The organism is Mycobacterium sp. OAS707, from assembly GCF_014873705.1.
Lineage (GTDB): Bacteria > Actinomycetota > Actinomycetes > Mycobacteriales > Mycobacteriaceae > Mycobacterium.
In genome coordinates this window covers 1,120,002-1,141,330 of sequence record NZ_JADBDS010000003.1, presented here as the reverse complement: position 1 = coordinate 1,141,330, position 21,329 = coordinate 1,120,002, and the positions used below count along the sequence as shown (strand labels likewise).

Annotated in this window: 18 protein-coding genes and 1 pseudogene; 6 read left to right on the top strand and 13 right to left on the bottom strand. The window is 66.0% G+C overall.

All coding sequences use genetic code 11. The features are described 5' to 3' along the window. Nucleotides 1–60 precede the first annotated feature (60 nt). Nucleotides 61–666 carry a YqgE/AlgH family protein gene (locus tag GGC64_RS23815; protein WP_192724953.1) on the top strand — a complete coding sequence of 202 codons (606 nt, stop codon included), beginning with the start codon at nucleotides 61–63 and terminating at the stop codon, nucleotides 664–666. A 21-nt stretch (nucleotides 667–687) separates the two neighbouring features. Here GGC64_RS23815 and GGC64_RS23810 read toward each other — a convergent pair whose 3' ends face one another. Next, nucleotides 688–1,041 (bottom strand): hypothetical protein, encoded by a 354-nt coding sequence (locus GGC64_RS23810; RefSeq protein WP_192724952.1) that lies wholly within the window; start codon nucleotides 1,039–1,041, stop codon nucleotides 688–690. An 82-nt stretch (nucleotides 1,042–1,123) separates the two neighbouring features. Beyond that, entirely contained in the window at nucleotides 1,124–2,011 is an 888-nt protein-coding gene (locus GGC64_RS23805; protein ID WP_192724951.1) for an LpqN/LpqT family lipoprotein, read from the bottom strand. A 199-nt stretch (nucleotides 2,012–2,210) separates the two neighbouring features. On the opposite strand from GGC64_RS23805, the gene leuS reads away from it, so the two are divergent. Together leuS and GGC64_RS23795 are read left to right on the top strand one after the other, a co-directional pair. After that, nucleotides 2,211–5,051, top strand: coding sequence for a leucine--tRNA ligase (leuS, locus tag GGC64_RS23800; RefSeq protein ID WP_192724950.1), 2,841 nt, complete (start codon nucleotides 2,211–2,213; stop codon nucleotides 5,049–5,051). A 103-nt stretch (nucleotides 5,052–5,154) separates the two neighbouring features. Then, nucleotides 5,155–6,456, top strand: a complete 1,302-nt coding sequence (locus GGC64_RS23795; RefSeq protein ID WP_192724949.1) for a lipase family protein — start codon at nucleotides 5,155–5,157, stop codon at nucleotides 6,454–6,456. Between the two features lie 9 nt (nucleotides 6,457–6,465). Here GGC64_RS23795 and GGC64_RS23790 read toward each other — a convergent pair whose 3' ends face one another. Continuing rightward, nucleotides 6,466–7,131, bottom strand: coding sequence for an SDR family oxidoreductase (locus tag GGC64_RS23790; RefSeq protein WP_192724948.1), 666 nt, complete (start codon nucleotides 7,129–7,131; stop codon nucleotides 6,466–6,468). A gap of 54 nt (nucleotides 7,132–7,185) precedes the next feature. Between GGC64_RS23790 and GGC64_RS23785 the strand changes: the two genes are divergently transcribed. Together GGC64_RS23785 and GGC64_RS23780 are read left to right on the top strand one after the other, a co-directional pair. Further along, nucleotides 7,186–8,526 (top strand): amylo-alpha-1,6-glucosidase, encoded by a 1,341-nt coding sequence (locus GGC64_RS23785; protein WP_192724947.1) that lies wholly within the window; start codon nucleotides 7,186–7,188, stop codon nucleotides 8,524–8,526. A gap of 111 nt (nucleotides 8,527–8,637) precedes the next feature. Continuing rightward, entirely contained in the window at nucleotides 8,638–9,453 is an 816-nt protein-coding gene (locus GGC64_RS23780) for a methyltransferase domain-containing protein (protein WP_192724946.1), read from the top strand. 9 nt (nucleotides 9,454–9,462) lie between these two features. On the opposite strand, the gene GGC64_RS23775 is transcribed toward GGC64_RS23780, so the two are convergent. The 6 genes from GGC64_RS23775 to GGC64_RS23750 all read right to left on the bottom strand — a co-directional run bounded on the left by GGC64_RS23775 (nucleotide 9,463) and on the right by GGC64_RS23750 (nucleotide 16,141). Then, nucleotides 9,463–9,906, bottom strand: a complete 444-nt coding sequence (locus GGC64_RS23775) for a MarR family winged helix-turn-helix transcriptional regulator (protein ID WP_192724945.1) — start codon at nucleotides 9,904–9,906, stop codon at nucleotides 9,463–9,465. Nucleotides 9,907–9,962: 56 nt separating this feature from the next. Then, complete coding sequence (locus GGC64_RS23770; RefSeq protein ID WP_192724944.1) at nucleotides 9,963–10,691, bottom strand: amino acid ABC transporter ATP-binding protein; 729 nt, start codon at nucleotides 10,689–10,691, stop codon at nucleotides 9,963–9,965. After that, a complete protein-coding gene (locus tag GGC64_RS23765; RefSeq protein WP_192724943.1) occupies nucleotides 10,691–12,457 on the bottom strand; it encodes an ABC transporter substrate-binding protein/permease in 1,767 nt (588 codons plus the stop codon). The genes GGC64_RS23770 and GGC64_RS23765 overlap by 1 nt, the downstream gene beginning before the upstream one ends. A gap of 48 nt (nucleotides 12,458–12,505) precedes the next feature. Beyond that, nucleotides 12,506–13,210, bottom strand: coding sequence for a GntR family transcriptional regulator (locus GGC64_RS23760; protein WP_192724942.1), 705 nt, complete (start codon nucleotides 13,208–13,210; stop codon nucleotides 12,506–12,508). A 62-nt stretch (nucleotides 13,211–13,272) separates the two neighbouring features. After that, nucleotides 13,273–14,061 (bottom strand): LLM class F420-dependent oxidoreductase, encoded by a 789-nt coding sequence (locus GGC64_RS23755; RefSeq protein WP_192724941.1) that lies wholly within the window; start codon nucleotides 14,059–14,061, stop codon nucleotides 13,273–13,275. 10 nt (nucleotides 14,062–14,071) lie between these two features. Then, nucleotides 14,072–16,141, bottom strand: a complete 2,070-nt coding sequence (locus GGC64_RS23750) for a PhoX family phosphatase (RefSeq protein WP_192724940.1) — start codon at nucleotides 16,139–16,141, stop codon at nucleotides 14,072–14,074. A 112-nt stretch (nucleotides 16,142–16,253) separates the two neighbouring features. On the opposite strand from GGC64_RS23750, the pseudogene GGC64_RS23745 reads away from it, so the two are divergent. Continuing rightward, nucleotides 16,254–17,504: pseudogene (locus tag GGC64_RS23745) on the top strand (flavin-containing monooxygenase); the annotation flags it as partial. 166 nt (nucleotides 17,505–17,670) lie between these two features. On the opposite strand, the gene GGC64_RS34790 reads toward GGC64_RS23745, so the two are convergent. From GGC64_RS34790 to GGC64_RS23730, 4 genes are all read right to left on the bottom strand, one after another. Continuing rightward, a complete protein-coding gene (locus GGC64_RS34790; protein WP_370582275.1) occupies nucleotides 17,671–18,570 on the bottom strand; it encodes an alpha/beta fold hydrolase in 900 nt (299 codons plus the stop codon). 10 nt (nucleotides 18,571–18,580) lie between these two features. Then, entirely contained in the window at nucleotides 18,581–19,657 is a 1,077-nt protein-coding gene (locus tag GGC64_RS23740) for an inositol-3-phosphate synthase (protein WP_192724938.1), read from the bottom strand. Nucleotides 19,658–19,703: 46 nt separating this feature from the next. Continuing rightward, entirely contained in the window at nucleotides 19,704–20,258 is a 555-nt protein-coding gene (locus tag GGC64_RS23735; RefSeq protein WP_192724937.1) for a PadR family transcriptional regulator, read from the bottom strand. A gap of 121 nt (nucleotides 20,259–20,379) precedes the next feature. Then, nucleotides 20,380–21,240, bottom strand: a complete 861-nt coding sequence (locus GGC64_RS23730; RefSeq protein WP_192724936.1) for a DUF1707 domain-containing protein — start codon at nucleotides 21,238–21,240, stop codon at nucleotides 20,380–20,382. Between the last annotated feature and the right edge of the window lie 89 nt (nucleotides 21,241–21,329).

Genomic DNA, 21,329 nt, shown 5'->3' with positions numbered 1-21,329 from the left:
TATCCCGGCGGGCCGTGGTTGTTCGCCACCACGACCCGTTGCCGGTGCAATGATGGTGAGGTGGCGCACTCAGAGGACCCTGAGGATTTCGTCGCTCCTGCGGCGCACCGCGTGCGTGCCGGAACATTGCTGCTCGCCAATACCGATCTGCTGGAGCCGACGTTCCGGCGCAGCGTCATCTACATCGTCGAGCACAACGACGGCGGCACGCTGGGTGTGGTGCTGAACCGGCCGAGTGAGACCGCGGTCTACAACGTGTTGCCGCAGTGGGCCAAGCTCGCCACCAAGCCCAAGACGATGTTCATCGGCGGACCCGTCAAGCGCGACGCCGCGCTGTGCCTGGCCACGCTGCGGGTCGGTCTCGAGGCCAACGGGGTGCCTGGCCTGCGACACGTGCAGGGCCGGATGGTCATGGTCGACCTGGACGCCGATCCGGACACCGTCGCTCCGATGGTGGAGGGCGTGCGGATCTTCGCGGGTTACTCGGGCTGGACCATTGGTCAGCTCGAAGGCGAGATCGAGCGTGACGACTGGATTGTGTTGTCCGCGTTGCCCTCTGACGTACTGGTCGAGCCGCGGGTGGACCTGTGGTCGCGGGTGTTGCGCCGTCAGCCGATGCCGCTGTCGCTGCTCGCCAGCCACCCGATCGACATCAGCCGTAACTGAAAGGCCGTCGGCCGCAACGAATCAGGCCGTGTTGCAGGACAGTGTGCAGGTCGCGCAGGCTCCGCCGCATGCTGCCGCGGCCTGCCCGGCCTCTGCGCGCGCGACGACCTTGGCGCTCTGCCAGCAGCCGGCCGCGACGGTGCTGATGGCTCCGATCACGCACACGATGACGACCACCAGCCCGGTCTGCGGCTTCGCCGACAATGCGACCGCCCCGCCCGCGGCGAGCATCACCGCCGCTGCGAGTTGGATGGGCGCGACGCCGCGCAGGATCTGCAACGTGAAGTCGCCGGATTTCGGCCGGCTAAGAAGCCAGATGCCCAGACCGGCTGTCGCGAAAGCGGCGCACAGACACAGCACCGCGGCGATCAGCATGCGCCACACAATACGAGCCTGATGCGCACTCTGCCGAATGAGGTCGTCCCCCGGGCGCCAGGCTTCGCCCGGGGGACGACGACTATCCCGTTTGCCTCGACAACTGCGGCAACGCCGGCAGCTGGGGCAAGCCCGGCGCCGCGGCTTGCGGCGCTGGGGTCGGTGGCCCGGGAAGGCTCACCTGGAAACCGTTGACGATCGCGTCGGTGGCATCGGCCGCGGCGACCACTTGGTCGACGCTGGTGGTGACGGCGAGCGACACCAGGTACTTGTCGGGGCCCGCGGTGACGATGACGTTGCGTCGCGAGGTGTTCAGCGTCATCGAGTTCTCGCGGTAGGTGCCCTCGATCATCGACGACGGCCAGCCGCCGAAGTCGGCGAGCGACCCGTCGGTGGCCCGCCAGGCGGGCAGCAACTGGCTTTCGACGAAGCCGTGGCTGATGGCCTCCTTCGGGTCGAAGTCGCCGATCAGCTTGTAGACCTTGACCTGCGCGTTGGTCGAGTACAGCCCGTTGCCGCCGACCCGGTCGGCGATGACAGCGAACGCGTCGGGAACGTTGGGATCCGGCACCTGCGACCAGCCCTTCGGCATCGGTAGCACGATGTTGAGGGCCTTGAAGTCGCGGCTGTTCTGCGGTTCGAGCTTGACGCCCTTCGCCTTGAAGAAGTCGGCAAGCGTCCCGGAGGCGGCCGGGGTGATCGTCACGGGCGGCGGAACGGGCACGGCGGGAATCGAGATACCACCCGGGGCCACTGTGGCGGGCGCCACAGCAGGTTGCCCGAGCATCTGCGGAGCCGCTGCGTTGGGCGCCACGGTCACCGTTTGCGTGACGGTTGCGGGCATCGGCAGCGGCGGTTGCGGGAGCACCGGCTCAGCTGAGGCGGTGGTCCCGGCGAAGCCGACGACGGCGGCCACACCGGCTGCCGCGCCACCTGCCAGAAGCCGCCAGCGGCGGGCGATCTCGTTCATCGACGGCGGTCCTTCCTGGTCTTCGGTGGGCTGATCGGGACTCCTCACATCCCAGGTCAGGCGCCGACCGTATCCCGCGTCGAGCGTTAGCCACTAGGGCCGGGACCGAGCTGGGACCAACCTCTGACCGCTCCGCAACGGAACCGAGACCAACCCGTGGCCGACGAAGTGCCCTGGCGCGTGCTTATACCCTGTTCACGTGACAGAGCCCGAGGTCGACACCCCGCAGCACCGCTACACCGCGGAGCTGGCCGGGCGGATCGAACACGCCTGGCAGCAGACGTGGGCCGAGTCGGGCACCTTTAACGTGCCCAACCCGGTGGGCTCCTTGGCGCCGACGGACGGCACACCGCTGCCCGCGGACAAGATGTTCGTGCAGGACATGTTCCCGTATCCGTCGGGCGAGGGACTGCACGTCGGGCATCCGCTCGGCTACATCGCAACCGACGTCTACGCCCGCTATTACCGGATGACCGGGCGCAACGTGTTGCACGCGTTGGGCTTCGATTCGTTCGGTCTGCCCGCTGAGCAGTACGCGATCCAGACCGGCACGCATCCGCGCATCCGCACCGAGGCGAACATCGTCAACTTCCGCCGCCAGCTGGGCAGGCTGGGCTTCGGGCATGACTCCCGCCGCAGCTTCTCCACCACCGACGTCGACTACTACAAGTGGACGCAGTGGATCTTTCTGCAGATCTTCAACGCCTGGTTCGACCCTGCCGTCAACAAGGCCAGGCCCATCGCGGAGCTGATTGCCGAATTCGATTCCGGCGCACGTACTTTGGACGACGGTCGATCCTGGGCGGAGTTGTCTGCCGATGAGCGCGCCGACGTGATCGACTCCTATCGGCTGGTGTATCGGGCGGACTCGATGGTCAACTGGTGCCCGGGGCTGGGCACGGTGCTGGCCAACGAAGAGGTCACCTCCGACGGGCGCAGTGAACGCGGCAACTTCCCGGTGTTCCGGAAACGGCTGCGGCAGTGGATGATGCGCATCACCGCCTATTCCGACCGGCTACTGGACGATCTCGACCTGCTGGATTGGCCCGAGAAGGTCAAGGCCATGCAGCGCAACTGGATCGGCCGGTCCACCGGCGCTTCGGTGCTGTTCGGCACGGATGCGGGTGACCTCGAAGTGTTCACGACGCGCCCCGACACGCTGTTCGGCGCGACATACATGGTGCTGGCGCCCGAGCACGATCTGGTGGACAAGCTGACCGCGGCCCAATGGCCGACCGGTGTCGACGAGCGGTGGACGTTCGGCGCGCCGACACCTGCCCAAGCCGTCGCCAACTACCGCGCGACCATCGCGGCCAAGTCGGATCTGGAGCGTCAGGAGAACAAGGACAAAACCGGCGTCTTCATCGGCGCCTACGCCACCAACCCGGTCAACGGTCAACGCATCCCGATCTTCATCGCCGACTACGTGCTGCTTGGCTACGGCACCGGCGCGATCATGGCGGTGCCCGGCGGCGATCAGCGGGACTGGGACTTCGCTCACGAGTTCGGCTTGCCGATCGTGGAAACCGTTGCAGGCGGCGACATTTCACAAGGCGCGTATAGCGGCGACGGTGAAGTCGTCAACTCCGACTTCCTCAACGGACTGAGTGTCGCGTCGGCGAAAGAGGCGATCACCAAACGGCTCGAGGCCGAGGGCCGGGGCCGCGCGCGCGTCGAGTACAAGCTGCGTGACTGGCTGTTTGCGCGCCAGAGGTACTGGGGCGAGCCCTTCCCCGTCGTGTACGACGCCGACGGCCGCGCACACCCGCTGCCGGAGTCGGCGCTGCCCGTCGAGTTGCCCGATATCCCCGACTACGCCCCGGTGCAGTTCGACCCCGACGATGCGGACAGCGAACCGTCACCGCCGCTGGGCAAGGCGACCGACTGGGTCAACGTCGAACTCGACCTCGGCGACGGGCTGAAGCCCTACACCCGCGACACCAACGTCATGCCGCAGTGGGCGGCCAGTTCGTGGTACGAGTTGCGCTACACCGATCCCCACAACTCAGAAGCCTTGTGCGCCAAGGAGAACGAGGCGTACTGGATGGGGCCGCGGCCCGCTGAGCACGGCGCCAAGGACCCTGGCGGCGTGGACCTGTACGTCGGTGGTGTCGAGCATGCCGTGCTGCATCTGCTGTATGCGCGGTTCTGGCACAAGGTGCTCTACGATCTCGGCCACATCAGCAGCAAGGAGCCGTTCCGGCGGTTGGTGAACCAGGGCTACATCCAGGCGTTCGCCTACACCGATGCTCGCGGCGCTTATGTGCCCGCTGCTGAAGTCACCGAGCGCGACGGCAAGTTCTACTGGACGGGACCCGACGGCGAGATCGAGGTCAACCAGGAGTTCGGCAAGATCGGCAAGAGCTTGAAGAACTCGGTGTCACCCGACGAGATCTGCGACAACTACGGCGCCGACACGCTGCGCGTCTACGAGATGTCGATGGGTCCGCTGGAGGCATCGCGGCCGTGGGCCACCAAGGACGTCGTCGGCGCGCACCGGTTCCTGCAGCGGGTGTGGCGGCTGGTGGTCGACGAGCAGACCGGCGTCGAACGGGCCGCCGAACACGAGGCGCTGGACGACGAGACGCAGCGCCAACTGCACCGCACGATCGCCGGGGTGTCCGAGGACTACGCGGCGCTGCGCAACAACACCGCGGCGGCCAAGCTGATCGAGTACACCAACTACCTGACCAAGAACGAGGTGCGCTCGCGGGCGGCGCTGGAGCCGCTGGTCTTGATGGTCGCGCCGCTGGCCCCGCACTTGGCTGAGGAATTGTGGCAGCGCCTTGGCCACGAGAAGTCGCTGGCGCATGGCCCGTTCCCGGTGGCCGACCCGCAGTACCTGGTCGAGGACACCGTCGAGTACCCGGTGCAGGTCAACGGCAAGGTTCGCGGCCACGTGACGGTGCCCGCCGACGCCGACGCCGACACGCTGGAGACCGCGGCGCTGGCCGACGAGAAAGTGCAGGCGTTCATCAACGGCGCGACACCGAAGAAGGTGATCGTGGTCGCAGGCCGCCTGGTCAACATCGTCGTCTAGTCAGCGATTTGTGTGCGTTGAGGAGCGCTCACCGCTCCCAAACGCACACTAATCACGCCCAGCCGAAGGTTGAGAATGCGGTACCGCGGGTATCGATTGAGGCGTGAGCAGTGATGCCGGCGTCATCGAGGACGCGACCACCCCCGACGACGATCCCTTCTACGAGCCGCCGCCGGGCTACGCGCAGGCTGAGCCCGGCACGGTGCTGCGCTCGCGCGATGTGACGATCGGCTTCCTCGGCGTGATCCCGCAGCGGGTCGCCGCCACCCAACTGCTGTACCGAACCACCAACTTGCATGGCGACGCGGAGGTGGCCGTAACCACGGTGTTGCTGCCGGCGCAGCCGGACCCCGCCCGACCGTGCCCACTGTTGTCCTATCAGTGCGCCATCGACGCGGTGACGTCCCGTTGTTTCCCGTCGCACGCGATGCGTCTAGGGACCGGCCCGGTCGGGGCATTCACCCAAGCCGAATATCTGTTGGTGGCGGCGGCGCTGGCCGAAGGCTGGGCGGTCTCGGTGCCCGACCATGAAGGCTGCCACGGCATGTGGGGTTCGCCGCGCGAACCGGGTTACCGAATCCTCGACGGGGTGCGCGCCGCACTGCACTGCGAAAAGCTGGGCCTGCAGCCCTCCGCGCCGGTCGGCCTGTGGGGATACTCCGGCGGTGGGCTGGCCTCAGCGTGGGCGGCCGAGCTACGCAGCAGTTACGCGCCCGAACTCAACGTGGTCGGCGCGGTACTCGGTTCACCCGTCGGAGATCCTGGCAGTGTGGCGCGGCGTCTCAACGGCAGCTTCTTTGCCGGCCTGGCCGCCTTGATGATCACCGCGCTGACGCACGTCTTCCCCGGCGCGCAGCAGGTCGTCGACGAGCACGCGACCACCGAAGGCAAAGCGCTGCTCGACGCGTTGCACACGATGACGACGTTGCAGGCGGTGTGGCGGTTTCGTCACATCGACATCGGGTCCTACGTCGACATGTCGGCCGACGAGTTGTGGGACCTACCGCAGGTCCGCCACATCTTCGAGGAAACCAAGCTCGGCAAGTCGATGCCGGACGTGCCTGTGCTGATCGTCCAGGCCGTCCACGACGGCATCATCAGCGTCGACGACATCGACGCACTCGTGCGCACCTACGACGACGGAGGGGCGGCGGTCACCTACCACCGCGACCGGTTCTGCGAACACTTGCTGTTGCATCCGTTGTCCGCGCCGATGACACTGCGGTGGCTGCGCGACCGGTTCACCGACCGTCCGCTCGACGCGCACAGGACACGCACCAAATGGCCTACGTTGTTCAATCCGTCAACCCACCTCGGCATGCTCAAGCTCGCCGCGATCACGACGAAAGTGATTCTGGGGCAGGCGGTGGGCAGACGGCCGCTGTCGAAAGCCGACGCGGCCTGACACAACGATTCACCTCGGACGAACGATGACCTCGTTGATGCGAGCGTCGGACGGGGCGTTCACCGCGTCTGCCACGATCTTCGCCACCGTCTCTGGACTCAGGAATTGCGACGGGTCGTAGTCCTTGCCTTCGTAAGCGATCAAGCCTTCCTGCATCGCGGTCGCGATCCGTCCGGGGTGCACCGACGTCACCCGCAGCGACGGCTCGTCGTTGCGCAGCGAGTCGGCGAATCCGCGCAGTGCGAACTTGGAAGCCGTATACGACGCCAATCCCGGAGATGCGCTGATCCCCGCTCCGGAGTTGATGAACACCACGTGACCGTTGGCCGCACGCAATGCGGGCAGTAGCGCCAACGTCAACGCCACCGCACCAATGACGTTGACCTCCATGGTCATTCGCCATTCGTAGACATCCGACTCGGCGACCCGGCCCGGGAACGCCACCCCGGCATTGTGGATCAGCACGTCCAGTTCGTCGATCGGCTCGACGGCCGCAGGAATCTCGTCGGTGTCAGCCAGGTCGACGGGCCAGGTGGTCGCGCCGAAGCGGGTGGCCACCTCGTCGAGGCGTGCCGACGGACGGCCGGCCAGAAACAGGGTGTGCGTCGGGGCAAGCACCTCGGCGAGGGCAGCGCCAAGCCCGCCGGAAGCCCCCGTGATCATCGCAGTCGGCATGTCGGAAACCCTACCGATCTGCGATTCGGGCAAACGCGTCGCATTATTAGACCAATGCCACCCGACCACAGCTTCGCTCCGACCCAGCTCGCAGCCCGCGCCGCATACCTGCTGCGCGGCAATGACCTGGGCGTGATGACTACCGCGGCGCCGTTGCTGTACCCGCACATGTGGAGCTGGGACGCCGCATTCGTGGCCATCGGGCTGGCGCCGCTGAGCGTCGAGCGCGCCGTCGTCGAACTGGACACCCTGCTCTCTGCGCAATGGACGAACGGCATGATCCCGCACATCGTCTTCGCCAACGGCGTCGACGGCTACTTCCCGGGGCCCGCCCGCTGGGCCACGAGCGCGCTTGCGGCCAACGCGCCGCGGACCCGCCACACTTCTGGCATCACCCAGCCGCCCGTGCATGCGATCGCCGTGCAACGGATTCTCGACCAGGCGCGCTCTCGCGGCCGGTCCACCCGCGCCGTCGCCGAGGCGTTCCTGGATCGCCGGTGGGCCGACCTCGTCCGTTGGCACCGTTGGCTGGCCGAGGCCCGCGACCCGAAAGCCCGCGGCCGCGTCACGCTGTATCACGGCTGGGAGTCCGGCATGGACAACTCGCCGCGCTGGGACAGCGCCTACGCCAACGTGATTCCCGGCAGTGTCCCGGAGTACCAGCGCGAGGACAACACGATCGTCACCGACGCCAGCCAGCGGCCGAGCGACCTCGAGTACGACCGCTACCTGTGGCTGCTGGAGGAGATGAAGTCGGCGCGCTACGACGACGAATTGCTGCCGAAAGTGATGAGCTTCGCCGTCGAAGACGTGTTCGTTTCGGCGATCCTGTCCGTCGCGTGCCAAGTCCTCGCCGAGATCGGCGAGGACTACAAGCGGCCGCACGCCGACGTCAAGGATCTGTACGCGTGGGCCGAGCGGTTCCGCAGCGGGGTGGTCGAAACCACCGACGAAAGAACCGGCGCTGCAAGGGATTTCGACGTGCGCGCCGACCGCTGGGTGGCCACGGAGACCGTTGCGCAGTTCGCCCCACTGCTGTGCGGCGGGTTGCCGCACGACAAGGAACGCGCGCTGCTGCGACTCCTCGAAGGGCCACGGTTCTGCGGGCACCCCGATCTGCGGTACGCGTTGATTCCGTCGACGTCACCGGTGTCGCGGGACTTCCGCCAGCGTGAATATTGGCGCGGGCCCGTGTGGCCGGTGATGACGTGGCTGTTCTCCTGGTGCTTCGCCCGCCGCGGCTGGTCCGAACGCGCGCTGATGCTCAAGCGGGAAGGCCTGCGGCAGGCCAGCGACGGAACTTTCGCCGAGTACTACGAGCCCTTCACCGGCGAGCCGCTTGGCAGCATGCAACAGTCGTGGACCGCCGCAGCCGTCCTCGACTGGCTCGGCTAACTGTCGTTGCGATCGGAATAGTCCGAGAACTACTGCCGCAGTTTGGCATCCGCGCCGAGCCGCGGGCGCGCATACTGCCAAGCACGCACTGTCCGAGCCAGGGGAGGGGCCATGACAGCAGCCGAGAATTATGCACTGGGCTATCGCGAGTCCGAACAGCAGCGATTGCAACGTCAAGCCGAGGAGCTCGGCGCGGAGTCGGCCTGGCTCTTCGACCAGATCGGGATTGCCGAGGGCGCAAGGGTTTTGGAGATCGGCTGCGGGCCGCGCGGCTGTCTCGACCTGCTCAGTTCGCGGGTCGGCCCGACGGGCCGCGTCGTCGGCGTCGAGCTCAGCCCCACCGCCGTCGAATGGGCCCGAGACTTCCTGAGCACACAGGGCCTGCAGAACGTCGAAGTCTACGCAGGCGATGCGCGCGCTGTCGGCCTGGTCGAAGGGTCATTCGACGTGGTCACTTCGCGGTTGGTCCTGGTCAACATTCCTGAGCCGGAGCAGGTGATCGCAACCGCGGTTGCGTTGACGCGACCGGGCGGTGTGGTGGCGTTTCACGAGATCGACTTTGTCGGCGTCATGTGCGACCCGCCGTCGCAGGCGTGGAGCACGCTGTGGGACCTGTACCTCACCGTCTCGGCGAAGAACGGGAACGACTATTACCTCGGCAGGCGCCTGCCCCGCATGCTTCGCGAGAGCGGGCTGGTCGATGTCCGGGTGCACCCGATCATGCATCACCATCCCTCAGGTGATCCCCGCCGAAGCCTCGTCGTCGATTTCGTCGGCAACTTCAAGGATCGAATCGTGGCGATGGATCTGGCCACCGAAGCCGAGGTCGACGAGTTGAAGGCAGCAGTCACAACACATCTCGACGACCCAGGGACGGCCGTGTTCTTCGGCCCGTACATCCAGGTCTGGGGTCGCAAACCCGGCTGACCCGCGTGACTATTCGGCCAACCGCTCCAACGGAACGAGCGCCTTGGTCAGCGTCTCGAGATCCTCCGGCGACAGTTTTGCCAGAAGTGCGGCGAGATGGGCCCGCCGCGCGGCAAGCGCTTCGCGATGCTGAGACAGCCCCTTCGGGGTGATGTCGACGAGCACGGCTCGCAAATCCGAAGGGTCGCGCGAACGCTTGACAAGACCCAGCTTCTCCAGCCGGCGAATCGCCACCGTCGTCGTGGGGGTACGGACCCGCTCGTGTGCGGCCAGCTCCGTCATTCGGATCGGCCCCTGGTCGAGCAACGTCAGCAGAATCGACAGCTGAGCCAGCGTCAGGTCGCCGGCTTCGTTGCGATTCGTATCCCCCCGGCGAAGCACCGAAAACACCTTGGAGAGCACGCGTTGCAGCTCGCCGGCGAGCTCGCCGACCTGCGAATCCGTCTCCACCATAATTCGCCAGTCTAACCTGTCGTTGCCTGCCACATGGGAATGCGCGTCAATTAACCTCACAAAACTTGCGACAAGAATCGGCGCAGGCGATCCGTCTCCGCCGCGTCGAAAATTTGCTCCGGCGGACCCGACTCGACCACCTGACCGTGGTCCATGAACACCACCGCATCCGACGTCGACCGGGCGAAGCCCATCTCGTGCGTGACGACCACCATCGTCATCCCGTCAGCGCCGAGTTCGGCGATCAACGAAAGGATGCCCTTGACCAACTCGGGGTCCAGCGCCGAAGTCGCCTCGTCGAAGAACATCACTTCGGGCGACATCGCCAGCGCCCTCGCAATCGCCACCCGCTGCTGCTGCCCGCCCGACAGCGTGCCCGGCCGCACGTCGGCTTTCTGCCGCAGCCCCACGCGCTCCAATTGCGCGAGCCCAAGCTCCCGGGCCTCCGAGGCGCTGAGCCGCTTGAGCTTTCGCGGCGCCAGCGTCACGTTGTCCAGCACACTGCGGTGCGGAAAAAGGTTGAAGTGCTGAAACACCATGCCGATCCGCTGCCGCAACTGATCGGGGTTGTCGGCCAGCACCGAGCGCCCATCGAGCAGGATGTCGCCCTTGTCGGGTTCGTACAGCCGGTTCAGGGTGCGCAGCAGCGTCGACTTTCCCGACCCCGACGGCCCGATCACCGCGGTCGTCGTCCCCGCGGGCACGTCCAGATCAACCCCGCGCAGCACCGCATTCGGACCGAATGCCAAGTGAATATCCTTGGCGCCCAAGGAAACCGCGGCCATCAGATCATCTCCTGCGACGTGGACAGCTCGAGCGGGTCTTCTCGGCCTGGCTCGCGACCACGACGTAATCGGTAGTCGATGAAGTTCACCAGATGCGTCAGCGGAACCGTCAACAACAAATAGAACAACCCTGCCGCAACCAACGGCGACAGATTTCCGGTCTGCGCGTTGAGATCTCGGCCGACCTGAAACAGCTCCCGCTGGTTGGCCACCAGCCCGAGGAAGTACACCAGCGACGAAGCCTTCAACAGCGAGATGAACTGATTCATCAACGCGGGCAACACCCTCCGCACGCCCTGCGGCACCACCACCAGCCGCATCGACGACGGATAACTGAAGCCCAGTGCGCGCGAGGCCTCCAGCTGTCCCGGCTCCACGCTCTGGATCCCGGACCGGAAGATCTCGCCGACATAGGCGGCCGCCATCAACCCCAGCGCCGCGATCCCGAGTGGATACGGGTTGTTACCGGTCAGCCCGCCGACCACCGGCCCGACGCCGAGCCCGATCAGCAGGATGATCACCACTTCGGGCAGCCCACGGAAGATGTCGGTGTACACGCGCGCAGGCCATCGCAGCCACCGCGCCCGCGAGATGCCCGCGACCGCCAGCGCCATGCCCAGCACCAGACCGATCACCGCGGCAGAAACGGTCAGTATCAACGTGTTCGGCAGCCCGGTCTTCAACAGGTCGGGGATCGCCTGCTTGTACAGATCCCAGTTGAGGAACGAATCCTTCAGCTGCGACAGCGTCGACTTCGGCGCGGCAGCACTCGACGCCGGCTGCTGATGGGCCGCCGCGATCGCCGCGAAGTCGGGCAACTGCGGCGCAGGAACTGCTTTCGATCCGGGCTTCCATCCCGGCGGCAATGCGCGCGGCACCCAGTCGGAGTACAGCCGCGCCCAGGTGCCGTCGGCGATCACGGCGTCCAGCCCGGAGTTCAGCGCGTCGATCAACGGTTTGTTCTCCTTGGCCACCGCCCACGCAACGAAATTGTCCAAGCTGAAGGTGTTTTCGATGATCTGCGCCGGATCGCCCGCCTGCACGGTGCCAGAAGCCTGCTGCGACGGCGCCACCCACGCGTCGATCTGGCGGGTCTTGAGGCTGGCGTAGACGGTGTTGTAGTCGGGGAACTTCACCGGCTGCAGATGCAGCGTGTCGATGACGTATGCCTCCTGCACCGTGCCCTGCACGACGCCGATGCGCTGGCCCGCCGCCAGCTTGTCGAAGCCGGTGATCGGCGAGCCGGAAGGCACCACCAAGGAGAAGTAGCCGAAGTCGTAGCCGTTGGTGAAGCCGACGGTTTTCCGTCGCGCATCGGTGGTGGTGATCGACGACGAGCCGACGTCGAAGCGCCGCGCCGCCACCTGTGCGAGCAGACCGGAGAATTCGGTGCCGACGAAGTTGATCTTCAGGCCGAGCTTGTCAGCGATCGCGCGCAGCAGTTCGTTGTCGAAGCCCGTGAACTGGCCCGCGGAGTTGATGCAGATGCTCGGCGGCGCGTCGGACAGCGTGCCGACGGTCAGGGTGCCCGGCACGCTCAGGCCAAGCGCATTGACGTTGACGGCAGACAGCGGTTGGACCGTCGCGGTCGTGTACTTGTCGGCGCCTGGGCCCTGCGCGGCGGCGGCGAGATTCGTGGGCAAGGCGCTGGCACTCGAGACTCCCGGCGGGGCGCACTGGTCGACCGCGCCCGCGGGCGCCGCCAGCCCCATGCTGCCGATCAGCAGCGCGATCAGGGCGACGACGAATGTCTTCACGGCGGTCATCAGAGCAAGGTAGCCGCCGAGCGCCTGACGGAATCGCCTTCAGCTCACTTAGAACACAACCGATGCGCCTGAGCTGGATGTCGCCGGCCAAGCGGCTCCGGCCGGCCGCAGCACTCCGCGGCGCACCAACTCGCCGAGCATGATCCTGGCCATCGCATCGGAGCGTTGGGCGCACGCGGCGCGGGCAGCATCAGGGTCCCGGCGGGCAATGGCGGCCGTCTCGGCTTCGAAGAATGGCAGCATCTCGTCGTGGTTGTTGAGGTAGGCCAACCAGAAACCGCGTGGCATGAACGTCTGCGACGCGCGGATGGCAGCCTGCAACCGCGGGCCCGCGTACTCGTCGTTGATCACGCTGCGGAACTGCCATGCCGTCTCCTGAAACGTGCGCGAGTCTTTGCTGCTGCGCATCGCCTCCGTCAACACGGTCAGCTGGTCGAGGATGTGCGGCAGCGCGTCGACCGCGGCACGCGACGATGCGAGGCCACTCAGCAGTCCATAGAGCTCGTGGTGTTCGCGCACCACGGACTCGTCGAATCGTTCGACGTACGCGCCGCGGTGGTACTGCGTCGACAGGATGCCGTCATGCTCGAGCTGGACCACCGCCTCCTGTATCGGGACGCGGGACAGTCCTAGATCATTGGCGATCTCGTTGCGATCAACCCGGTCCCCCGACCGCAGTTTGCCAGTCAGCACCAGGTTGACGACATGCGAAACCACGAGGTCTTTTTCTTTGACCCCATACTTCTTGGGCATGGCGCGGTCAGCATCTCACGTAGCCGCCGCGCCGGGAGCCGTTCCGCCAGTTCAGTTTCCATTCATTGCCGACGGTCGCGCCAGCGGCACAGCGCTTCGGCCTGCGTCAGGTCGTAGTCTGGTCCGTTGACGCCGACGGTCAGCAACGTGACGCCCAGGTCGGCGAACGCGTCGGCCTCGGCCAGCAGCGCATCGAGGCCCTTGCCCTGCACACCTGCGGAGCGCTCGATGCTGGCCGGGTCGCGGCCGACGTCCGCGCAGTGCCGCGCCAGGATCTCCGCCTTCGCGGGGTAGGTGTCCAGCGAGGTGAATCCGTGCCAGATGTCGGCGTACTCGGCGACCAGTCGCAGCGTCTTTTTCTCGCCCTGTCCGCCGATCAGCACGGGGATGTCGCGGGTCGGTGCCGGATTGAGCTTGGCCAGCCGCGACTTGATGCGCGGAAAGTCGGCGGCGAGGTCGTCGAGCCTGCTGCCTGCGGTGCCGAACTCGTAGCCGTACTCGTCGTAATCCTTCTGCTTCCAGCCGGAGCCGATGCCGAGGATCAGGCGCCCCTCGGAGATGTTGTCGACGGTGCGCGCCATATCGGCCAGCAGCTCGGGGTTGCGATACGAGTTGCAGGTGACCAGTGCGCCGATCTCGAGCCGCGACGTCTGCTCGGCCCACGCGCCGAGCATCGTCCAGCATTCGTAATGCGGGCCGTCTGGATCGCCGTAGAGCGGGAAGAAGTGATCCCAGTTGAATGCGACGTCGACGCCGATGTCCTCACAGCGGCGGACCGCGTCGCGGATGTGGCTGTATTGCGGGGAGTGTTGCGGCTGCAGTTGCACGCCGATGCGAATGGGGAAGCTCACTGTCTTGACGCTATACGCCTATTTGACCGTTGGCCTTCCAGACCGCGACCACCGACGGTCTGGCCGTTCCGGCGCCGCCCTCCGGCCAGTGTGACAGCGGGTTGTCGAGGCTGTTGTCGTCGTTTTCGCCGGGATGCTGCACGCACACCGTGACGAGGTCGTCGGTCACGACGGGGCCGCAGGTCTCAGCGCCCTTCGGCACGGTCAGGAACTGCTTGGTCTCGCCGCGGTTGGGGCCTTCGAGCGCGACCGCGAACAACCCGTCGTTGGACTTCAGCGCGTTGCCGTCGGTGGAGATCCACAGGTTTCCGTGGCTGTCGAACGCGACGTTGTCGGGGCAGGAGATGGGGCTGACCTTCGCCTTGTCGAAACCGGCGAAGTAGGTGTCGGCGGCCTTCGGGTCGCCGCAGACAAGCAGCAGATCCCAGGTGAAGCTGGTGCCCGCGTGGTCGTCGGTGATCTCGAGGATCTGTCCGTTCTTGTTCTCGTTGCGCGGGTTCGCGGCGTCGACGGGCGCCTTGCCCTGGGTGCCGCGCTTGTCGTTGTTGGTCAGCGCGACGTAGACCTTGCCGGTCTTGGGGTTGGCCTCGAAATCTTCGGGCCGATCCATCTTGGTGGCGCCGGCCTTGTCGGCCGCCAGTCGTGTGAAGACCGCCGCCTCCTGCGCGGTAACGCCCTCGACCAGCGACTGGCCCTCCCCGTTGGGTCCGGAGCGCAGCAGCGGAAGCCATGTTCCGGTGCCGCTGAAAGCGCCTTCTTTCGGCAGCTTGCCGGAGCCGTCGATCTCGTCGGCGGGGATGTCGCTGGTGAGCTTCGCGACGTACAGCGTGCCCTCGTCGAGGATCGTCAGGTTGTGCGCCATCGCGGCCGGATCGGTACCGGGTTGAATCTTCTTGGCGGAGACGAACTTGTACATGTAGTCGAAGCGTTCGTCGTCACCGCTGTAGGCGACCACCGTGCCGTCGCCCGTGACGTAGACGGTGGCGGCCTCGTGCTTGAGCCGGCCCAGGGCGGTGTGCTTGACGGGCTTCGAGTTCGGATCCCACGGGTTGATCTCGACCACCCAGCCGAACCGGTTGACTTCGTTGGGCGTCTTGGCGACGTCGAAGCGCGGGTCGAAGGTCTCCCACAGCAGTTCTGACGGCTCGTGGGCGACGCCGTAGCGGTCGAAGCGGTCGGCGTCCACCGGGCTGGGCTTGGCCGCGCCATCGGGAGCGCCGAAATAGCTGTGGAAGTTCTCTTCACCGGAAAGTACTGTGCCCCAAGGGGTTACGCCGCCAGAGCAGTTGGCGAAGGTGCCGGCCACAGTGCGCCCGGTCGGGTCTGCGGCCGTCTTGACGAAGTCGGTGCCCGCCGCGGGGCCCGTCAGCGTGAAGGGAGTGTCGGCGGTGATACGCCGGTTGTAGGCGCCTGCCACCGGTTTGAGCCCGTCCGGGGTGCGCTCGACTTCGACGACGGACATTCCGAGCGCGGCGATCTCGATGTCGAACTGCTCGCGGGTGGGCTTTTTGGCGTCGTAACCCGGGAACATGAACTGCGGGGTGACGTACTCGTGATTGGTGACCAACAGGAAGCGGTTCTGCTGGCCGGGGACGGGCAGCAGCCCGGCGAAGTCGTTGTTGAAGCCGAACTGGCCGCGCTGCGCGGCGGCGGTCTGCGCCTTCACGTCGAACTTCGGGGCGCCAGCCAGGATCGGGTCGCCCCAGCTGATCACCACCGACTGCTGATAGCCCTCGGGGATGACGACGGCGTCCTCTTTGTTGGGAGCCACGGCGGTGAAGTTCATGCCGGGCGGCGGTGCCGCTGGTGTGGGCGATGAGCTGGGCGTCGCGACGGGCTGCTCGCCGCTTGCGCAGGCTGCCAGCGCCGACCCGGCGCCGACCGCCAGCACCGCGACGCCACCGGCACGCAGCATCGACCGCCGCGAGAGCGCCTTGACGATGTCGCCGAAGTATTCGTTGTCGGTGGGGTTGGGCGCGGGCTTGGAGCAGGCGTCGCCGCACTTGTACCGGCAGGTCACGTGCTGGCGCGACGATCGGCCGCCGTGGGCGACAAGCAGATTCAACGGAATGAGGGCCACATCGTGGAACCTACGACTGTTTGGCAATCAGCTGGGAAGCAATTGGTAAACAGCTGGGGACGCAGAGGGATAGCATCGCTGTAGCTGTCTATGCCGGGGGGCGATCAACACGATGGACGAGCGCAAGCGTGTCGTGGTGATAGGTGCGGGTATCGCCGGTCTGGTAACCGCAAAGGTGTTGCGTCACGACGGTTTTGACGTGATTGCGTTCGAAAAGGAATCTGCGGCAGGCGGGGTGTGGATCGAGTCGCGGACGTATCCCGGTCTGCGAACCAACAATTCTCGTGACACCTATGCATTTTCGGACCACCCCTATGACCGTTCCGCCGACCTCTTTCCGACGGCGGAGCAGGTTCGCCGCTATCTCGCGTCGTATGTCGACCGGTTCGAACTAGCGCCGTCGATCCGACTCTCGACAGAAGTGGTCAGCGTCTGTCGACGCGACGACGGGTTCGAGGTCGCGGTGCGAGGTCCGGAAGGGGCCGCGACCGTGCACTGCGACTTCGTCGTGGTCTGCGCTGGCACTTTCTCCGAACCGCTGGTGCCCGAGATCCCTGGGGTCGAGCGCTTCGGCGGGGCGATGTTGCACTCCAGCGAGGCGACGGATCGCGCGCTGCTAGCGGAGAAGCGCGTCGTCGTCGTTGGGGCGGGAAAGTCGGCACTCGACTGTGCCGCCTGGGCGGCGGAGCATGCACAACGGTGCACCCTGGTCTTTCGCGCGCCGCATTGGATGTCGCCGCGACTACTGCCGGGTGGAGTTCCGATCGATCGACTTGTGTTGGGCCGATTCTCCGAAGCGTTCTTTCGCTATCACCGCCTCAACCGTGTCGAGGGGTTTCTGCACGGGCCGGGAAAGATCCTCACACAGGTGTTCTGGTGGCTCGCCAGCTTGCTCTTCAGCTCGCTGCTGCGCATGCCGGCGGTCATGATCCCCAGCCAGCGATTGCCGATGGGTCTCGAGAACGTCGGAGTTGCACCGGAGTTCTACGCGGCGGCCCGCCAGGGACGGCTAAACCTAAGGCACGACTCGATCATGGCCTTCGGTGACGGCGACGAGGTAGTGCTCGCGAGCGGCGATCGCATCGCCGCCGACACGGTGGTCTTCGCCACCGGTTGGCGGCAGACGTTGCCTTTCCTGACGCCAGAGCTTGCGTCGGCGGCAATGCGGGATGGCCGGTTCGTGCTCTACCGGCACATCCTTCCGCCGACCGAACCGCGGCTCGGGTTCATCGGTTACGCCTCATCGACCGCGTGTCAGCTCACCGCGGAGATCGCCGCCCATTGGCTCTCCCAGACGTTCCGTGGCGAGCTCATCCCGCCCACGGTCGATGAGATGGAGTCCGAGATACAGCGCGTGCATGCCTGGCTGGCGGACGTGCTTCCCGCGCGCTCGCAAGGTTTCTTCGTTGGCCCGTGCGTGGCGCACTACGTCGACGACCTACTTACCGACATGGGTGTGCCGACGCGACGCACGCGCAACGTCTTCACCGAATACCTGGGAGAGTTCACGCCCGCCCGCTATAGCGGCGTCACTGAACAACGCCGCGCAGGATCTCCACAAGGCCAGCTGGCTGGTCGCCCTGAACCGAGTGCCCGGAGTCAGCGACCACGTGCGTCCGCTGAAATCCCGGCGCCCCCTTCGCAAACGCCTCGGCGTCTTCATCGTTGACGAAGTATGAATTCGCGCCGCGCACCAACGTGGTCGGCATCGTAATCGCGGGCACGTCGTCCCACAGCGCCTCGAAGCCGTCGCCATTGCGGAACGAGTCGTAGCGCCACGTCCAGGTGCCGTCGTCGAGCTGCTTGGAGTTGTGAAAGACGCCGCGGCGCAACGACTTCCGATCACGATGCGGCGCCGCGGTCACCGTCACGTCGAGCATCGCCTGAAACGTCGGAAACGTTCGGTCGCCTTGGACCAGTGCGACGGTGCCCATCTGGGCCTTCGTCATCTGCTCGTGGCGCTCGGGTGCAGACGGCGTGACGTCGACGAGTACCAACTGAGGAACGAGGTCTGGCTCCGACGCCGCGATCCGCAGCGCGGTCAGGCCGCCCAACGACATGCCGACGACCAGTCGCGGACGCGGCGCCCACTCGCGCAGTACAGGGCGCAGGGTCTCGGCGCTGATCCGCGGCCCGTAGGCGCCGTCCTCGCGCCATGCCGATCGGCCATGTCCTGGCAGGTCGATCGCGAGCGCGGGCAGCCCGAGTCCGACGATCACGGTGTCCCAGGTGTGCGCGTTCTGCCCGCCGCCGTGCAGGAACACCACCTGCGGTGGCTCCTCGCCCCACTTGAGCGCGCTGATCGGACCGGACTCGATGCGCCGCACCGGCGGGATCGTGTCGACGCCGATCTGCTCGGCGTTTTCGTGCAGCAGCCCGAACTCGTCGAGCCCGATCAAATCGTCGTCAGAGACTTCGGCGTTGGTCACGCCGTCGAGGCTAACCCTCGATGAACGTCTCGAGCTGCGCCCGCGCGATGTCGTCCGGCAGCTGCTTGGGCGGGCTCTTCATCAGATACGCCGAGGCGGCCTCGACAGGTCCGCCGATGCCGCGGTCCTTGGCGATCTTCGCCGCACGCACCGCGTCAATGATGACGCCGGCCGAGTTCGGCGAGTCCCACACCTCGAGCTTGTACTCCAGGTTCAGCGGCACGTCGCCAAAGGCGCGGCCTTCCAGCCGCACGTAGGCCCACTTGCGGTCGTCGAGCCAACCGACGTGATCCGACGGGCCGATGTGCACGTCCTTGGTCTTGAACTCGCGCTGCAGGTTGGACGTGACGGCCTGGGTCTTGGAGATCTTCTTGCTCTCCAGCCGCTCACGCTCGAGCATGTTCAGGAAGTCCATGTTGCCGCCGACGTTGAGCTGCATCGTGCGGTCGAGTTGCACGCCGCGGTCCTCGAACAGCTTGGCCATCACGCGGTGGGTGATGGTCGCGCCGACCTGGCTCTTGATGTCGTCGCCGACGATAGGCACTCCGGCGTCTTCGAACTTCTTGGCCCACACCGGGTCGCTGGCGATGAAGACGGGCAGGGCGTTGACGAATGCGACGCCGGCGTCGATCGCGCACTGGGCGTAGAACTTGTCGGCCTCTTCGGAGCCGACGGGCAGGTAGGACACCATCACGTCGACGTCGTTGTCCTTCAGCGTCTTGACCACGTCCACGGCCTCGACGTCGGACACCTCAATGGTCTCGGCGTAGTACTTGCCGATGCCGTCCAGTGTCGGGCCGCGCTGGACCGTGACGTTGGTGGGTGGCACGTCGGCGATCTTGATGGTGTTGTTCTCCGACGCGAAGATCGCCTCGGACAGGTCGAAGCCGACCTTCTTGGCATCGACGTCGAATGCGGCGACGAACTTCACGTCCCGGACGTGGTACGGGCCGAGGCGCACATGCATAAGCCCGGGAACCGTCGCGTTCTCGTCGGCGTCCTGGTAATACTGCACACCCTGCACAAGCGAGGACGCGCAGTTACCTACACCGACAATCGCGACCCGCACCTCGGTGTTCTCAGTCATGACGACTCTTCCCTTCGTAATTCCTGTCGTACAAACTCGGTATTGCTTACGGCTGGACTGGGTTGTCCGAGCGTCCCTGCGCCGTCCGCTCGGCGGCTATCAGCTCGTTCAGCCACTTGACTTCCCGCTCGCTGGACTCCAAACCCAACTGATGCAGCTGTCGGGTGTAGCGGTCAAGCGAACTGCTGGCCCGCGCCACTGCTTCGCGCAGACCCTCACGACGTTCTTCCACCTGACGGCGGCGGCCCTCCAGGATTCGCATTCGGGCCTCGGCCGGCGTGCGATTGAAAAACGCGAGGTGCACGCCGAAACCGTCGTCGGAGAAATTCTGCGGACCGGTGTCGGCCACCAGTTCAGCGAAGCGCTGCTTACCCGCATCGGTGAGCTGGTAGACGCGCCGCGCGCGACGCACCTTCGGGATCCCCTCTGGTGCGGCGTCCTCGACGATCAGCCCGTCGGCCTGCATGCGGCGCAGCGCCGGGTAGAGCGAACCGTAGGAGAACGCACGAAAGGCGCCGAGCAGGCCGGTCAGCCGTTTACGCAGCTCGTAGCCGTGCATCGGTGATTCGAGCAGGAGACCCAGGATGGCGAGCTCTAGCAAACGAATCACCTCCCCGGAAGACTTGAACTTGGCCGCTACGACGGTTCGACACCTCGGGCCAGTGTATCGCGCCGATATATGCGCCGCTATAGCGGTGGCGTCGAAAAGACTCGCTCGACGGTCAGTCCGGAGGGTATTGGCTGGTGACGTTGCCCTGCGAATCGACCTCGAGACGACCGCCCTTGTCGTAGGTGGTCGACACATAAATCGAGATCGAGATGGCGCCCGGCGTGGCCGGGTCCTTGCTCGGGCCGATCGAGACGTAGATGTTCTTCACGTCCTTCTGTTCGACACCGAGAATCTGCGGGGCGCCACGCAGCCGGCCGACGATCGCAGTGACGTCGAATTGGCCGAGGTCGACCAGCCTCTCGTCGTCGCTCTTGCCGCTTGCGGACGGATTGCCCTGCCACCCGCCTCGGTAGTCGTAGCGAAGCACGCGTCGGTCGTCGTTGGGGTCGGCCCGTTCCATTACCGCGTAATCGGGGTAAATGGTCATGCCGTAGCCCATGGTGTCGCCGAACTTCTTGCGGGACTGCTCCAGCAACCCGTTCAAACCGCCAACCGAGTGCAGCAGGCGCGGCGGCGCGGACACATTCGCGACCACGCCGTCGGACTTCGCACCTGGATCGGTTTGAAAGCTCAGCGGGGAGGACGTGTTGCCGTACAGACCCCAGCCGATCGCGATGCCCAGGAGCACGAGCACTGCGGACATCGCGATGCCGATGCCCCGGCTACGACCAGCGCTCGACAATCTCGGCCGCTTCTTCAGATCTTGCAGTTGTACCGGCGCGTTGTTGGTCTGCAAGTCCGACACCAGCGACTGCAGATCGCCGAGAGTCTCGGCACCGGTCGCCAGCGCAACCCTTGTTCGGTGCTCCTCCATCGACAGCTGCCCGTCCGACAGCGCGCTGTCGAGGATCTGGCAGGTGTCGTTGCGGTCGCTGTCCTTCGCCCGCGTTCCCGGTGTATGCCGTGTCGCCACGACGATGATCGTAAGAGTTCGGTTGCTATCACCGCAGACCAGATCGTCATCACTGGGCAACGGCGGCGCAGTCACGCCTCGGCGGCAGC

What these genes read in the sequence shown, in the direction of transcription:
- GGC64_RS23775 (WP_192724945.1), bottom strand. Translation starts at nt 9,906, where the DNA reads ATGGTGGAGACGGATTCGCAGGTCGGCGAGCTCGCCGGCGAGCTGCAA.
- GGC64_RS23810 (WP_192724952.1), bottom strand. Translation starts at nt 1,041, where the DNA reads ATGCTGATCGCCGCGGTGCTGTGTCTGTGCGCCGCTTTCGCGACAGCC.
- GGC64_RS23740 (WP_192724938.1), bottom strand. Translation starts at nt 19,657, where the DNA reads ATGACTGAGAACACCGAGGTGCGGGTCGCGATTGTCGGTGTAGGTAAC.
- GGC64_RS23780 (WP_192724946.1), top strand. Translation starts at nt 8,638, where the DNA reads ATGACAGCAGCCGAGAATTATGCACTGGGCTATCGCGAGTCCGAACAG.
- GGC64_RS23765 (WP_192724943.1), bottom strand. Translation starts at nt 12,457, where the DNA reads ATGACCGCCGTGAAGACATTCGTCGTCGCCCTGATCGCGCTGCTGATC.
- GGC64_RS23770 (WP_192724944.1), bottom strand. Translation starts at nt 10,691, where the DNA reads ATGGCCGCGGTTTCCTTGGGCGCCAAGGATATTCACTTGGCATTCGGT.
- GGC64_RS23790 (WP_192724948.1), bottom strand. Translation starts at nt 7,131, where the DNA reads ATGCCGACTGCGATGATCACGGGGGCTTCCGGCGGGCTTGGCGCTGCC.
- GGC64_RS23785 (WP_192724947.1), top strand. Translation starts at nt 7,186, where the DNA reads ATGCCACCCGACCACAGCTTCGCTCCGACCCAGCTCGCAGCCCGCGCC.
- GGC64_RS23760 (WP_192724942.1), bottom strand. Translation starts at nt 13,210, where the DNA reads ATGCCCAAGAAGTATGGGGTCAAAGAAAAAGACCTCGTGGTTTCGCAT.
- GGC64_RS23805 (WP_192724951.1), bottom strand. Translation starts at nt 2,011, where the DNA reads ATGAACGAGATCGCCCGCCGCTGGCGGCTTCTGGCAGGTGGCGCGGCA.